At 61.5% G+C, this 15,034-nt stretch carries 11 protein-coding genes; 6 read left to right on the top strand and 5 right to left on the bottom strand.

The genetic code is table 11. From position 1 onward, the window contains the following. Window positions 1-37 precede the first annotated feature (37 nt). The 4 genes from ACERK3_18865 to ACERK3_18850 form a co-directional block, all read right to left on the bottom strand. Complete coding sequence (locus ACERK3_18865) at window positions 38-1,039, bottom strand: zinc-binding dehydrogenase (protein ID MFA9480337.1); 1,002 nt, start codon at window positions 1,037-1,039, stop codon at window positions 38-40. Between the two features lie 42 nt (window positions 1,040-1,081). Beyond that, window positions 1,082-1,897, bottom strand: coding sequence for a type II secretion system protein (locus ACERK3_18860; GenBank protein ID MFA9480336.1), 816 nt, complete (start codon window positions 1,895-1,897; stop codon window positions 1,082-1,084). Between the two features lie 90 nt (window positions 1,898-1,987). Beyond that, the gene (locus tag ACERK3_18855; protein MFA9480335.1) at window positions 1,988-5,041 is read right to left on the bottom strand and encodes a LamG-like jellyroll fold domain-containing protein; all 3,054 of its coding nucleotides are present in this window, start codon (window positions 5,039-5,041) and stop codon (window positions 1,988-1,990) included. Window positions 5,042-5,108: 67 nt separating this feature from the next. Next, entirely contained in the window at window positions 5,109-6,143 is a 1,035-nt protein-coding gene (locus ACERK3_18850) for a LacI family DNA-binding transcriptional regulator (GenBank protein MFA9480334.1), read from the bottom strand. A 401-nt stretch (window positions 6,144-6,544) separates the two neighbouring features. Between ACERK3_18850 and ACERK3_18845 the strand changes: the two genes are divergently transcribed. The 3 genes from ACERK3_18845 (at window position 6,545) to ACERK3_18835 (ending at window position 9,683) form a co-directional block, all read left to right on the top strand. Beyond that, window positions 6,545-7,345, top strand: a complete 801-nt coding sequence (locus tag ACERK3_18845) for an exo-alpha-sialidase (GenBank protein MFA9480333.1) — start codon at window positions 6,545-6,547, stop codon at window positions 7,343-7,345. A gap of 181 nt (window positions 7,346-7,526) precedes the next feature. Then, entirely contained in the window at window positions 7,527-8,789 is a 1,263-nt protein-coding gene (locus ACERK3_18840) for a LacI family DNA-binding transcriptional regulator (GenBank protein ID MFA9480332.1), read from the top strand. 42 nt (window positions 8,790-8,831) lie between these two features. Next, the gene (locus tag ACERK3_18835; protein MFA9480331.1) at window positions 8,832-9,683 is read left to right on the top strand and encodes a type II secretion system protein; all 852 of its coding nucleotides are present in this window, start codon (window positions 8,832-8,834) and stop codon (window positions 9,681-9,683) included. 6 nt (window positions 9,684-9,689) lie between these two features. Here ACERK3_18835 and ACERK3_18830 read toward each other — a convergent pair whose 3' ends face one another. Beyond that, window positions 9,690-9,818 carry a hypothetical protein gene (locus ACERK3_18830; protein MFA9480330.1) on the bottom strand — a complete coding sequence of 43 codons (129 nt, stop codon included), beginning with the start codon at window positions 9,816-9,818 and terminating at the stop codon, window positions 9,690-9,692. Window positions 9,819-9,873: 55 nt separating this feature from the next. Here ACERK3_18830 and ACERK3_18825 point away from each other — a divergent pair, with 55 nt between their 5' ends. From ACERK3_18825 to ACERK3_18815, 3 genes are all read left to right on the top strand, one after another. Continuing rightward, window positions 9,874-12,918, top strand: coding sequence for a glycoside hydrolase domain-containing protein (locus tag ACERK3_18825; protein MFA9480329.1), 3,045 nt, complete (start codon window positions 9,874-9,876; stop codon window positions 12,916-12,918). A 150-nt stretch (window positions 12,919-13,068) separates the two neighbouring features. Continuing rightward, window positions 13,069-13,827, top strand: a complete 759-nt coding sequence (locus ACERK3_18820; protein ID MFA9480328.1) for a PEP-CTERM sorting domain-containing protein — start codon at window positions 13,069-13,071, stop codon at window positions 13,825-13,827. A gap of 194 nt (window positions 13,828-14,021) precedes the next feature. Then, complete coding sequence (locus tag ACERK3_18815) at window positions 14,022-14,831, top strand: LamG-like jellyroll fold domain-containing protein (GenBank protein ID MFA9480327.1); 810 nt, start codon at window positions 14,022-14,024, stop codon at window positions 14,829-14,831. Window positions 14,832-15,034 lie beyond the last annotated feature (203 nt).

The following is a 15,034-nucleotide window of genomic DNA, read 5'->3' as shown; positions in this document are numbered from 1 at the left end:
TCGCGAATGCGTGGGAAAGCTCGTCAGACGTCTACGCCTACTCCCACTGGACCACGGCCCCGATGACGTCGCCGGCTTGGCCCGCGAGCATGCGGGTGTAGAGCGCCGGCGCGTCCGAAGCGCTGACGCGATGCGTGATCGTGCGATCCCACGCCAGTCCGCCGCGGGCCATGTTGCTCAGCACCGCGTGGCGACAAGCCGGTCCGCCGTCGTCGCAGGGGAAATACATCGTGAGCCGACGCATGTGTGCTTCCATGAACTGCATCTGGATTGGCTGGGCCCCGTAATTGCCTTGCCAGACGAACGTGCCGAAGGTTCGACACATTCGAATCGCCGGGTCGATGCACGAAGGCAACCCCGTGGCTTCGAATACGACGTCGGCCCCGTCGGGTAGCAAATCGGCGACCTGTTCGGCAGCGGGCTTTTTCGTCGCATTGATCAGTTGCTCGGCGCCGAACGCCGCGGCGAGTTTCAGTCGATGATCGTCGAGGTCGATGGCGATCACCCGACAACCGCGATGTGCACAGGCCGCGACCACGCCCAGGCCGATCGGGCCCACGCCATGCACGATGACTGAAGCCCCGATCCGCGGGTTGGCCATGTCCACACCCGCCAGGCCCACGGCCGGCATCACGAACAGGCTCGCCGACGCCGGGTCCACCCCTTCGGGGAGCACGGCCGTGCCGATCCGCCCCGGCGGTACCACGGCATGGCTGCAATGCGTGCCGGAAACGGGTGAGATCGGCTCGCCGCCGGGCGTGGTCATCGGCGTATTGCCGCGGTAGTACACACGCTCGCCGGGCTTGAAGTCGTGAACGTTGGCGCCCACTGCCTCGACCACGCCGACGCCTTGGTAGCCGGTGCATAAGGGGAACGGGCCCCAGGAAATCTTGTTCTGAAGCAACGCCAGTTCCGTGCCCGGGCTCACGCCGCTGTAAAGCGTTCGAACGACCAGGTCATCCGCATCCGGTTCTTTCAACCGGACGTTGAGGAGGGAAATGTTCTGCTGCTTGTCGCAGACAAGGGCGGTGGCATCCATGGCTGTTCCTGAATTATCGAGGTCAAAAAAAGTGGGTGTCGGTTATTCGTTGTTTCCGCCATAGACCCACATGCGGTAGGTGCGTGCGTTCTCATCCAGTGGCAAGGCGACGGCGACGTCCTGCACCGGATCGCGGCTGACGTGGCCGTCGAGGAAGGCGTAGTTCCCGGTCAGCGAGTGGCGCATGGACGGTTTGCCGGTGGTGGCGGAGGGGGCGGTGCCCTGGATGTTCCACGTGTTGTTGCCGGCGAAGTCGGCGGGGTTGAATTCACCGGGACTCTGGGCGTAGCCGGGGTCGCTGTCTCCGACGCCGATGGCGTGGGTCGGGCGTTGGATGCTGTCGCGATGCACGGGTTCGAAGGAACTGCTGCCGACACTGAGTAATGCGCCTCCGATGCCGTAGGTGGCGACGCCGTAATGCCGCACCTCGTTGAGCAACACGCGGGTTCCGTCGAAGGGGTAGGTTTGCTGCGGGATGTAATCCGCGGTCGGGCACGCCACCAGCGCGGTATGCATGTAGCCTTTGAGGACCATCCAGTCGTCCCATCGGATGCCGTCGGTGGGCCAACCGGCGGGTCTGGCCATACCGGGGCGATGGGGATCCGCGAAAAAGGCGCGGGGCGGATAATAGCCGCTGTGATCTTCCGCCACGAACTCGAAGCTCAAGCCAATCGAACGGACGTTCGCGGCGCACTGGATGGCCCGGGCCTGCTCGCGGGCGGCGCCGAGTGCCGGCAGCAGCAGGGCGATCAGAATCGCAATGATGGAGATTACCACCAGCAGCTCGATGAGCGTGAAACCACGTCGGTCATCAATGTCGGCCGATCGTCTACGGTGAATCATTCGCGTGAAAGTCATCGCCAGTCACTCCTTGTGGGTCAACCGGATCTTGCACATGCACCAGCCTGATCTGCCTGGCTTGCTCGCCAGTACCTGTCCTGTCCGCCATCAGAACGCCACGCCGCTGATCGCCAGCACCAGCAGGGTGGATTGTCCGTTGGCTGAAACCACTTCAATGGAATCGATCGCCTTGTCCATCTCCGGGTTCTGCCATTCGTAGACGTAGATGTAACGTTGCTGTGGTTCGCCGGTGAGGGTCTGCTCGGCGGTGAACCCGACTGCACGTGCCTCCATCCCATCGCTGGGCGGCCGCCACCAGTCGTTCAACTGTTCGCCGACGCGTACCGGCACCTTGACGCGGCTGCCGTCGCGGTAGCGGATGAGGTAATGCCCAATCTCGCCATCAACCGCCCACGCACCGGCGTGCATGAAATAGAGCGTTCGGATGCGGCGATTGACTTCGATCGGCCCGACACGCTGCGGGAAGTCGGGTGTGAGATTCTCGCCGCGCATCGTGATGACCGCGCGGCCGTCGTTGCGCTGCGGATCGATCACCTCAAACGGTACGCCGAACAGTTCACGTGTGCCGATGGTCAGGTCACGCGCATCGTTCATCGGCCCCTGGTCGGTCCAGCCACCGTCGCGTGTGCCGGGGGTTTCGTCGGCTAGCCCCATGTTCGCGAAGGGGCGCAAGTCCAATGTGAAAAGGCCGCCTGCCTGATCCAATGCCGCCGCGAAGTCAGGATAGGCGGGCAGATCTGCATCAATGGGCTCACGCGCCGCGCCCACCGGCTGCGGCGTGCGATGAACGTGCGCGGTAGCGCGTTCGAGCAGCGAAATTGCCTCGTCCGCCGACACGTCCCATGCGTAGTAGGCCGGTTCCTGATCGAAGTGCATGCTCGTTGCGTCGCTGGCATTGGCCATCAGGTCGTATCGCGTGAAGGCGCCGGGCATGTCGGTCAACTCCACCTGCCCGCCGCGACCGGTCCAGCCGAACAGAACGCTCGAACCGTCGGGCATCGCGTAGACGTTGAACCACAGCCGGCCTTCGTCGCGCTGCACGTGGCCGGCCAACTCGCCGCGGCCGACCATGCGTTCCATGGCAAGCCGAGCCAGCAGCTTCGGCTTCGGCGTGCCGGTTGGGTCCACAGCGTTCGAGCTTCGGTAATCGTTCGGCTGGGGCAGGTTCCACATGTAGTGGAACGACCGCTCCACGCCGAGCACCTGCATGAAGGCGTTGGCCTGCACCATCGAAAGCGCCGCTTCATACGCGTCGATCGGGTGACGCAGGTGCGGCGCAGGCAGTGACTCATGTTCGTAGTGACGCAGCCAGGTCGTACTGACGTTGCCGCTTTCCGTGTCCCAGAGCGGCAACTCGTGGCCGTGATGCTCGCGCGCCATTGAGCGGAAATGTTCGACAAGGTTCTTTTGCATGTCCCATAGGCGTTCCGGTTCGATGTCGGCCGGGTGATAGGCGTGGTAAGTGATCACATCGACGTAGTCGAACAGGCCAGCCTCGGCGATCTGTCTGTGCCAGCCGCGGGCGCTGCCCGTGACGCCGACACCCATCACTGTCAGCTCGGGATCGACCGCCTTGGCCGTCTCGTAGGCCACCCGCGCCACCTCGACAAGTTGCTCGGGCGTGCCGCGCCAGAACAGACTCACATCCGGCTCGTTCCATGTCTCCCAGTAACGGATCTGCGGAAACCGCTCGATCGTCTTGCGCACGTAGGTCGCGAACGCCTGCAGGTCCGGCAGGTCGCCCGAGGGATACGCCAGCGGATGCTCCGGCGGCGATCGGTCCGCCTCCCGCGCGGCCCAATAAGGCGTGCCGAACCATTGGCCAAGCAGGGTCATTCCCGCGTCGTCCAGGCGTTGCATCTTGTCTTCAAGTTGCCATGCGAACTCGCCCGGCTCCGGCTGCACGCGCGGCCACCAGGTATGCTGCACCATGTTGTGCCCACGGTTCCACGCCGCACCCAACCGGACCGCCTGCTCGAAGACGCCTGAGCCGCGAAAACTGTTGATGTGGTAGCCGAAGAAACTGTCCGGATTCGGCGCGTCCGCTTCAGGCCAGACGACAAAGCTCGCCGCGTCCGCCAGATGATCCCGGCCCTGCAAGGTATAGCTCACCTCGACCTTGTAAGGCCCGTAAGCCTGGGCGGAAAACGCATGCTCGACGTTCATCGACGTGCCGGGCGCAATCGAAACCTCGCGCGTCGTGCGATCGACCTCGCGCTCGCGGTAGTCCAGCAGACGCAGGGTGATCTCGGTCGCGATCGGCTCGGGCTGGCGGTTTTTCAATCCGAATCGACTGGTGAACCGTTCGCCCGGGTCGACAATCAACGACCCGGGACTGCGTTGGCCATCCACCTGCACTCGCAGCGGACTCAATGGCGTATGTTCTTTCTCCCGAGCAGCGTCACGCAGGGTCGGCCCCTGATCGGCCAAGGCGGCAATTTCATCCTCGCTCAGTACCCGGTCCCAGATGCCCAGTTCGTCGTAAGCGCCCGGCGCCGCGCCCCGCGCCAACCACAGCGGACCCGTCGGGCTGAACTGCGAGGGGCGGATCAGGTTGGTCTGTTGCTCGGCGATACGTTCGCCGTTGAGATAGATCTGCTTGTGCTCGGCCTCGGCATCCCAGGTGAGTACGATGTGCTGCCAGCCTTGGGTGAATGCGCGGGTAATACGGCCCGTGCAGCCGTAGTCCCACGCGAAGCCGGACGTCGGCAAATCGTTGCCGGTCATGAACAGCAGCACTTCGTGTTCGGCAGGGAGGCGCAACTCAAAGTTGGTCGTGGCGAGCAGCACACGTTGCGTGCGATCGCCCCATTGCCAGTCGGGACGGATGAAAAAACTCAGTGTGCCGCGTCCGAAATCGAGGTTGCCGTGAAGCTGCACCGGCCAACCCGAGTCGCGCGGCGCCAAGGCCCGGCCGGTGCGTCCCGCGACGAACTGCGGCGCTTCACCATTTGCCGCGGTCGGCCCTCGGGCGAAATCGATCGGCTCCTGCGGGTCATCGAAACTGGCGAACAGCAGCAAGCCCTCGGCCAGCGAGTCCTTGAAGGTTGGCTCGGCCGCGCCAGCCGCCTGCCCCCCAGTCAGCATGCTGAGCACGCATACGAGCGATGCCCATGTCCACCGGGAACATTTCACCTGCATCACGCATCCCTTTTTTCAAACCGACGTGATCGTTCATCGCGTTTCGGCGCGGCCGGGAACTCTGGGCTTATGCAGGCAGGGGGGCGGTCGTCTGCCCTTCGGTCAACTCAAATGGAATCAAGATCGGGTCGACGTGGTGGTTTTCGATCACGCGAACCAGCATTCGTACGCTCTGGTCGCCAACCTTATGCCAGTCCACGGCCACATTCGTGAACGACTGCCAGCCCACCTCGCAGCCGGACAACTTGCCCGACGCAAAGGCGAGAATCGAAAGATCCTCCGGCACGCGCAGGTTCAGCCGAGCGCAACCGAGCAACAGCGTCTCACGCTCCAGCACGTCCGCCGCCACGACCGCCGTCGGGCGATCCGGATCGGAAAGAAACGCGGTGGCCCATGACTCAATCTCCGCCTGCGGCAGTGCCTGGTCGAAACTGATTACCTCCGACTTCAGCCCCGCCGCCTGAACGCTCGTCTGAAAGCCTTCGATCCGATCGGTGACGCTGTAGTGCAGTTGCGGCAATTTCAACGCACTGTGGAGTAGCTGCACGTACGCGATGCGCCTATGTCCCAAGGCCAGCAGCGTCTCGGCCGCAAGTTGCCCCGCCTGAAAATCGTCCGGACGGACCGTGTCGTGATGCCGCTTGCGGTTGATCCAGACGGTGGGCACCTGGCTGTCGCTGATCAACTGCTCCATTTCCGATGGCACGCCCACGAAATCCACCAGCAGACCGTCGGAACACCATTCGCGCAACATCCGGGGCACGAACTTGGGGTCCGTCAGCACGCGGTCGACCGTTTCCACCGAGAGGTGCAGGCCCAGGTCGGCCGAGGCCCGAAGCATGCCGTCGAGCATGTCCTGCGGGAGGCTTCGGCGTTTGCTGTGCGTGCTCATGAGCAGCGACAGGCTGCCGAACCGCCCCGTGGAAATGGACCGGGCACCCAGATGCGGGCGATAGCCCATCTGCTTGGCGACCGCCTGAATCTTCTGCTGCGTGCGTGTGCTGTACCGAACGCGGGTCTTACTGTTGACCGACAGCACGTTCGCCACGGTCTGGTACGAGAGCTCCACGCGATCCGCGATCTCTCGAAGGGAAGGGTTCATCGCCACCATTATAAGAGCGTTACTACATTTTTCAAGACCAATCCCCGTCTGCTCCAAATGCTTGCCCCTCAAGCTTTGATCGGCGTTTGGGGATCCATACATGCATGATTTTGAGGTTGTGCTTGAAAAAATTAGTAACTCTCTTAAAATCGAACCAACTCGCCCGCGACGGCGGGAAGCAAACCCTGTGTCGGCAAGCGCCGGGCACGGCCCCTCACCCCGACAGGACCCAACTCATGACCCGCTCAGGCGAGATTGCCCTCATTGACTGTGATACCCGGTGCATCTGGGACGCCGCTGCCCACAATGCTTTTACGGACCTGGTCCGTTGGCGGGATCGCTTCTGGTGCACCTTTCGAGAAGCCTCAGGGCATGTTTCGTCCGATGGCGCCCTCCGGGTCTTGACCTCGCTCGATGGGGTGGCGTGGGAATCCGCCGCGCTGCTGTCGAAGGCCGGGCGGGATCTGCGTGACCCGAAGTTGAGCATCACGCCCGACGATCGGCTGATGCTGCTGGGCTGCTCGGCCCTGCGGGACGGAGTGCCTTTTCCCGGCGAGCACCAGGCCGTGGTCAGCTTCTCGGAAGACGGCTCGGCCTGGAGTGAAATCGAGCCGGCGCTCGCCCCGCAACTTTGGCTCTGGCGGGTGACCTGGCACCGCGGCAGGGGGTATGGCCTCTCGTTTTCAACCACGATCGATTTCCCGCAGCATGCCCGCCTGACCCTGCATGCCACGGACGATGGCCTAACCTACCACAGCGTCGTGGAAGACCTGGGCATCCCCGGCTGCCCCTCCGAGGCGTCGCTCCGGTTCGACCAGGATGACACGGCCTACGCCCTGGTCCGACGCGACAGCCCGAAGCACACTGACGCGCTGCTCGGCCGAAGCCGACCACCCTACACCCAGTGGCAGTGGCATGAACTGGATGTGCACATCGGCGGCCCGAACCTGCTCCAGTTGCCGGACGGGCGCTGGATCGGCGCCGGGCGGGTTCATGCGGACGGCAAGCCCTACACCACGCTCGGCGTGCTCGACATGGACCAGGGGCGCTTCGAGCCGCGCGTGCGTTTGGTGACCAGTGACGATTCGAGTTACCCCGGCTTGCTCTGGCATGATCAGCGGTTGTGGGTCAGCTATTACTCGGGCAACGGCGGCAAGGCCAGTATCTACCTTGCCCAGCTCACGGCCGAGCAATTTGACTGACGATTGCTGGTGTTCGAGGCAGGGGCGCTGCTGGCAGGCGGAGGCCGATCAGCAAGACTGGCGGACGATGTCCAATTTCACGATGCCAAGGACATATCCTGCCAACCGCGTCTAGGACTTCCCACACGTAGATCAGCCGTAGCGACCGCGCCTCTCCGATCGCCCCGCCTAAATCAACTGCTTGATCATCATCGCTACGCGGAAAGCAACGCTGGCAGGCTGGTTCCCGGCACTCGGCCAAAATCGCCTGTTACCCCTTGACAAAGCGGCAGAACTATCGACAATTGAAATTGAGTCGATTCAATTGAGTCGATTCAAATTGGGGTCGGAAGTCGTAAATCCCCGGCGAACACGATCGGCGAACTTCATCATGTCCACCCAAAGCCCGCCCAAAAACATCAGTATGGCCGAGTTGGCTCGGCAGCTCTCGCTTTCGGTAGGCACGGTGTCCATGGCCCTCAACGGCCGGTCGTGTGTGACCCAGAGCACCCGTCAGCGCGTGGTGGCCGCCGCCACTGCGGCGGGTTACGTTCCCAACCGCCAGGCAGCGGCGCTTCGCCGACAGAAGACACGCCTGATCGGGCTGCTGATCCCCACATTCAGCAATCCGATCTACATCGAGCGAGTCGCCTCCGCTCAGCAGGTGGCCTACGAGCGGGGCTACGAAATCTCTTTCGCCAGTTCCGAGTGGCGGCCTGACCAGGAAGCCCTCCTCTGCCAGCACTTTCTCGGCCTGAACGTCGACGCACTGATCATCGACGGTCCTCTCAGCAAGCCGCAGGTCGAAAGCGGTAACGACGCGTTCAAGCCCTTCTTCAATCGAAAAATCCCTGTCCTGCAAATCGTCCATGCTAACCGCGGTGTTCTTTCAGGCGCCACGAGGCTGAACGTCGACATCGCTTCCGGATTCTGTTTGGCTATGGAGCACTTGCTGTCGCTTCAGCACCGCCACATTGGCTTTGTCGGAATCTGCCCCGCTCCCCAGTGGACCCACGGCGCGCAGCGAGAAGGCATCGCTCGCGCGATCGACCAGAGCGGGCACCGCGTCGAGACGGAGTTCATAGCCCCAGCCGCCGCATCCATGGAAAGCGCCTACCAGGCCATCACGGAGCGTCTCCAGCAGCCAGGCCCTTTTCCCACGGCCCTCCAGGCGATTGGCGATCAGGTCGCGCTCGGCGTGCTCAAGGCCCTGCACGATCACGGCATGCGCGTGCCGCAGGACGTCTCGCTCGTCGGCTTCGACAACGTCCAGGCCTCCGCCTTCTATTACCCGAGCCTCACCACCGTCTCTCAGACCCATCTGGATCTGGGGCGGAAAGCCGTCAAAGCCGTCCTCGACTGCATCGAAAACAACAGCGAACCGCAAAACGAACAACTCAACCTGAAACTGGTCGTCCGCGACTCCACGGGGCCAGCGTCAGTGAACCGTGAAGCAAGGTCTTGACGTCCTATTACGTTCACAGCAGTTCATAACAAGGAAGACCACATGATGTATATATCCCGCCGCCTTCAGCTCCGTCGTTCAAAAGCTTTCACGCTCATCGAGCTTCTCGTTGTTATATCGATCATCGCTTTGCTGATCGCCATTCTGCTGCCCGCGCTGAGTTCGGCCCGGGATGCGGCGCGATCCGTCGTATGCCTTAGCGATCAGCGACAGATCGGCTTGTCAATGTTGATGTATGCCGACGACAGCCGCGGCTACATGCTGCCATCAAGGCAGCATCGCGACTATAACGCCGTTCCTCCAGGCACATCTGATGAGTCTTTTTCCTGGCCTCGAGTGCTGATGCATCGCGCCTACCTGCCTGGAGGTATTGAAGGTACTGAACCTGGCTGGGATGTCTTTGCCTGTGACGCCGACCCCAACGAACGTGGCACAGCGAGCACTCAGAATCCCGGGTGGCGAGCTACTTTTACTTCGTTTGGCTATAACTGGCACCAGATCGGTGCTTCGATAAGTATCCTTCCAAACACCGAGGAGGCCCGATGGTATTACACCGCCCATCAGGACGAAATTGTTGACCCCAGCAATAAACTGCTTTTGGTTGACACGGTCGACATTGATACAGGGACAGGCTTGCCAGCAACGCCTCGCCACGGAAGGAATCGCGTCGCTCATTCTTACGCTGCTGGCTCTGGCGACTCGGGGCGACCAGACCCTCGCCATCGTGGCGCGACCAATATCGTCTGGATCGACGGGCATGCCAGTTCTGTCAGGTCGCCGGATCCTGAAGATTACGCCGCTCTTTATCAATTGCTGGGCGTCGGAGGCACAGGCGCCGCCGCGACCGATCGGAATGTATGGAGTCGTACAAGCCGTGGGCGGAGCGTCAACTGACGTACATCATTGATTGATGTTTTCCGCTTCGTCACTGCGTTTCACTATCACCGCAACGAAAACGTTTCTTTCCGGCAACGAGGCCATTTGTCCTTTTTTAGAAAGCTGATTCATGATCACAGGTATTGCATCCATCGAAAATCATTCAAGTCGACCGCGAGCCTCACGGCTCGGCAGGCCCGGCTTCCTTATGTCGATGTTGCTCAAGCCGACCCTGCTCGTTCTCGCGCTTGTGCTTTTCACCCAGGCCGCGTTGGCCGGGCAGGTGACCATTCTCGCGCCGAGGGAGGACACGCGGGTGGACTTCGAGCGGCTTGGCCTGCGCGTGAACACCTATACCGCGGAACAGTTGACGACCATGGACACCCAGACCGCCATCGCGGTCGGACAGAGCATCGATGAGTCGATACTGGTGCTGACCGGCGCCATCATGCCGGCCGAGGCGTTCGAAGGCCTCTTCAACGCCGACCCGGCCCGGGCCGCGTTCGACGACCTGTTTCGTCGCGGCGGGATGTTCTACATCGGCCAGCTCAACGGGGCCACGCTCAACAATCTGCCGGCGGTGATGCGAGACTACTTTGAAGAACACGATGTGTTTCTTCCCACCGCGCCCAACCGCCCCAGCGCGTCCAGCAGTATTGGCAACTTTACCGCCTATGCCAATCCGGACCTGCTGGACCTGCCGCTTCTGTCTCAGCCGAATTCACTGGCCGAGGAAGACTGGAGCGGCGTGGAGAGCAATGCGTTTTACTGGCGCAACTTCCCCGACAAGGCCCTGCCGGTGCTGGTCGGTCCGGACAACGAATATCCGGTGATGCTTCTGCAGGAAGGCATCTTCGGAGATGGCAAAGTGATCATCAGCCAGGCCCGCCATCTCACGCGGGTGGCCCGGTCGCCTTTCTGGGAAAATCTCATCGCTTATCTGGGCGGCAGCGCCGCCGCGCAGGTGGATCCCGCGACAGGGGCGGCTGGGACATCCGGCGGGGCGACGACTCTGGCCCTGGGCTCCGCTGGAGCCGGCAAGCCGCTGATGTTTCTTGAAACGTTTGAGGACGCGAGCTTCGAGGATATCGCCGAGGCGGATCTGTTCAACGATCCGAAAATCTGGGAGGCGTTCGAAACGGTCGAACTGCGGATCCACGACACCGGCGACGAGCCCACCAAAACAACCCAAGCCCGGCTGGGCGTCATCGGCCAGTACCTCGTGGCCGCCTTTCACAACGAAGAACCCAATCCCGATGATCTGGTCAAGAACGTGACCGTTCGCGACGGCCAGGCGTGGACCGACGACAGCGTGGAACTGGTGCTCGTGCCCGAAGAAGGTGGATCGGTGTATCACTGGATCCTGTCCGCGGGCGGCGCGATTTACGATGCGCGTGATCGCGTTGCCGGATGGGACGGGGAATCGACCAGCGATGTGCGGATCGGCTCCGATTCGTGGCAGGCGGTGCTCGCAGTGCCCCTGACCGAGGTGTTTGAAGGCGGCGAAGTGCCTGAGATGTTCTTTGCGAACCTCGCCCGCAACGATCGAAACTCGGAAGAAACTAGTTCGTGGGTCGCGCCGATACATGTGATCCCGACGCCGGAAAGCGTTGGCCACATCAGCCGACTCTCGCCGCGTGAGTTGGCGAGCCGACTCGTCGATCGCCCGGCCACCGCCAGCGCCGGCCCGGCGGCGGCAACAGGTGAAGGCTTTGACATCTGGCAGGTCTCCGCTTGGGAAGACGGGGTTGGCCTGACCACCCGGCCGCGCGGGGATAACCCCGAACCCGGCACGCTGGAACTGCACGTGCCCGGCGGCGGCTCCGACGCGGCAGCGCTTCTGGTCCGCAACCATGGGCCGGACACGTTGGTCTTCAAGGTTAATCCGCCAGTCAAGCTCAACGCCGGCGGCGGCCGTTCCGTGCGGTTCTATGACTTGGCCACGCTCTATCAGGGCGTGCCGCGGTTGAGCAGTTACGAAACGCTCGACTTTGATCCGCTGGGAGCGATCGGCATCAACGGGGTGCTGACCGTGGGTTCAGGCGAGACGGCCAAGCTCTGGGTCGATGTTGCGGGCAAGGCCCCGGCCGGCCGTTACCGCGGCGAACTGCAACTGCTGCCGATCACGCTCAGAGATCAGACCCCGGTGAGCGTGCCGATCGATGTGCGAATCTACGACGTGGAAATCCCCAGCCCGCTGCCGATGCATGTTTACACCTTCGGCCCGTACATGGGCGCGTTGTACGACTACGGCGGTCCGCTGGACTATGTCAAACTCATGCTGGATTCGCACATCAACGTCTTCCACGTGTCCTACCCCGTTGGTGCCATCAAGGATGGGCCGGTGATGTCAAGTGATCCGGCTGATTACCTGACCAACCACGCGGTCTACATGCGTGAAGATCGGCCGATGAAGTTCGTCTACGACTATCACCTGTTCACCCATTTTGATACGGCTCTGAAAGAGGCAGGTTTCGAAGGCGAGACCATGGATGACGAGTGGCAGGCGCACTTCCGGGAGTGGTTCGGCAACTTTATGGACGCGCTGAAGGGCCATGGGCTGACCTACGACGACTTCTGGATTCAGATCGAAGACGAGCCTCGCCTGCCTCGCATGCCGGATCTGGTGAAAGAGGCAGCCATGCTCAAAGAGTATTTCCCCGACGTGCAGACCACCGTCACCATGGCCCCGTGGAACACGGCCGAGCACATCGCATCCCTTGAGCCTTATGTGGACATGTGGATGCCCGAGCGGCGACGCCTGACCATGCGGGAAGAAGCGGCGGATGAACTGGCGTTTTATAACACCCAGGATGCGTTCTGGCCGTTCCTCTGCGCGACGCGGATGGACATGCAATCGCTGATTGGCTACTACCGCCATCGCGGCATTCAGGATTACCACCTCGGCGTCGATGGCATCGCGCTGTGGGCGTTCAACTCCTGGACCGGCGACTCGTGGGCGCAATGGGACAGTCCCCGCCCCGGCGGCGGCTACCGATTCAATGAAGGCTTGGCCTACCGCGGTGAGGGCGGCCCCGTGCCATCCAAACGACTGTTCGCTTTCCGGGCCGGTATGGAAGATTACGTGCTGCTGCACCTGCTGGCGGAAGCGAAGAGCAATGCTTCGGGCGCAAATGGAACGCGGATCGATGCGTTGAAGTCGCAAGCGGAAACATTGCTCGGAAGCAGCAGCCCTGCTGAACTGGAACAGTGGCGGCGTGACGCGCTGGCGCTGCTGGAAACACTCCAGTAACAGTAAAAGGAATTCTATCACCGACCGAGCCAGCCAGGCGAAGCGAAAGGAGTATGACGATATAGAACCTGCAATGCCTATCCTGGGGCAGAGACACATTGGCCCTATTTTGCCACAAGTTTTTTTCACACTCTTTGGAGGAATCAAGTTATGAATCGCAAGCATCTATCTACCACGTTGACAGTCGCCGCCGCCTTTGGCATGGCGGTCGCATCCGCGGATGCGGCCCTCGTGCATGACGATTTCAATCGTCCCAATTCCAACACCGTCGGCACGACATCAGATGGCAACGACACGTGGACCGAATTCGAGGGGCAAGCAGACCAGCTCACCATCCGGAATAATCAGCTTCGGTTCACCCATTACGCCACCAATAGCAGTCCCGGTTTGGCGCTGACCGACCTTCGCCTGGCGGATGGCATCATCGAAACCCAATTCGACGTGATTGCTTCAGACACAAGTTACGCGAGGCGGTCCGTGATCAACTATCGTGCCAGCAGCCTCGCCAATGCTGCAGTTCACAGCTCCAACAACACGTTCCATGTCGTGGTCCGGGGTGATTGGAGCACGACTGTGGACCTTGAATTGTATTATGGAGACTCCCGCACTGCCGGCAACATGCTTGCATCGGCCAACATCTCCGACGACACGGCACATTATGAGAATCCGTTCTCGATCCGCGTGTCGTTCATAGGGAACCACCACCAGGTGTGGATCGATGACGAACTGCTGATCGACTACATCGATCCGCAGAACCGCAACGCTGAAGGGGCGATCGGCCTGAGCACCAATTTCACGACAATGGACGTCGACTACTTCACCGTCATCCCCGAGCCGGCGAGCCTTGCGTTGCTCGGCCTTGGCGGTCTGGCGATGCTCGGTCGTCGGCGGAACCGTGCCGCTCAGTAAACCTTCGTTTTCCGAAATCGGTGTTTAGGCGTTCGCGCGTCTGAACACCATTGCTAGAACTGCTGCAAATTGCAGACACCCCGATTCGAAAGCGCTGAGCAGGCCGTATTGCCAATTCGGTCTCAAGCGGGGACGATGCTGTAGTCGTCAGCATGCAGAAGCACGTTATGCCCCCTGTTTGGGAGGATCGAAAAATGAGTTACGCAAAAATGAACAGTCTGTTGAAATCGCTTGGCTGTGCCGCTGTGTTGGCAGGGTCCAGCCTCGGCGTCAGTGTGGCTCATGCGGACTACGCCGACACTGTGCTGAACAACGAGAATCTGATCGCCTATTACCGTCTTAGTGAGGATCCTGGTGAGACCACGACGGCGACGGATGCGTCCGGCAACGACCATCATGGAACATACAACGGATCGCCGTTGACCACGACAGGCCCCATGGCCGATGACGGAGCGCCCTCGTTGGGTGATGACAACCTGGCGATCAACTTCAATGGTGAAGGCATGATCGCGATCGATCCGGCCGCCGTCGACAAGGAGCAGGTCACATTCACCGGGTTCTTTCGCTCGACAGGTGATTCAATCGGCCAGCGTTTTTATACCACCCAAGCGAGTTCCAGTTATCAATTCACGATTGCCGTGACGGAAACAAACACATTGTCGGTGACCGTTCAGAAGGGGAACGATGGCTGGACCTCGGCGTCTATCGACCTTTCGTCGGCACTGGATGGCGAGTCAGCACTGGATGGTGAATGGCATCATCTGGTTGTCTCACGGGGAGGCAACAACTGGAGCGACGTGGAGATTTGGATTGACTTTGAGTCTGTGGAGACAACACAAGGCTCCCCTATCGGCCAAGGATTAGCCGCCGACGCCATCATCGGCGCTCGAAGCCTTCATCCCGCCAACGCTTTCCACGGCTCAATGGACGAGATTGCGTTCTTCGAGGGTGCCTTCACCCAGTCAGACGTTGATGCGCTCAAAGCTGCACTGCTGGTTCCCTAGCCCGCGAGCCTCGCGTTGCTCGGCCTCGGCGGTCTGGCGATGTTCAGTCAGACGTTCACACGTCTGAGCACCATTGACAGGCCTGTTGCAGGGTGCAGTAAAACTTGTTCGGAGGCGCACTGCGTTACCGGCTCGGGGGCCGGGGCAAGGGCCACAACGCCGCAACCGATACCACGCGGAAGACACGGTTTGCCGCTGCCATC

This window comes from Phycisphaerales bacterium AB-hyl4, assembly GCA_041821185.1.
Classification (GTDB): domain Bacteria; phylum Planctomycetota; class Phycisphaerae; order Phycisphaerales; family Phycisphaeraceae; genus Natronomicrosphaera; species Natronomicrosphaera hydrolytica.
This window is presented reverse-complemented; position numbering and strand designations above follow the sequence as displayed.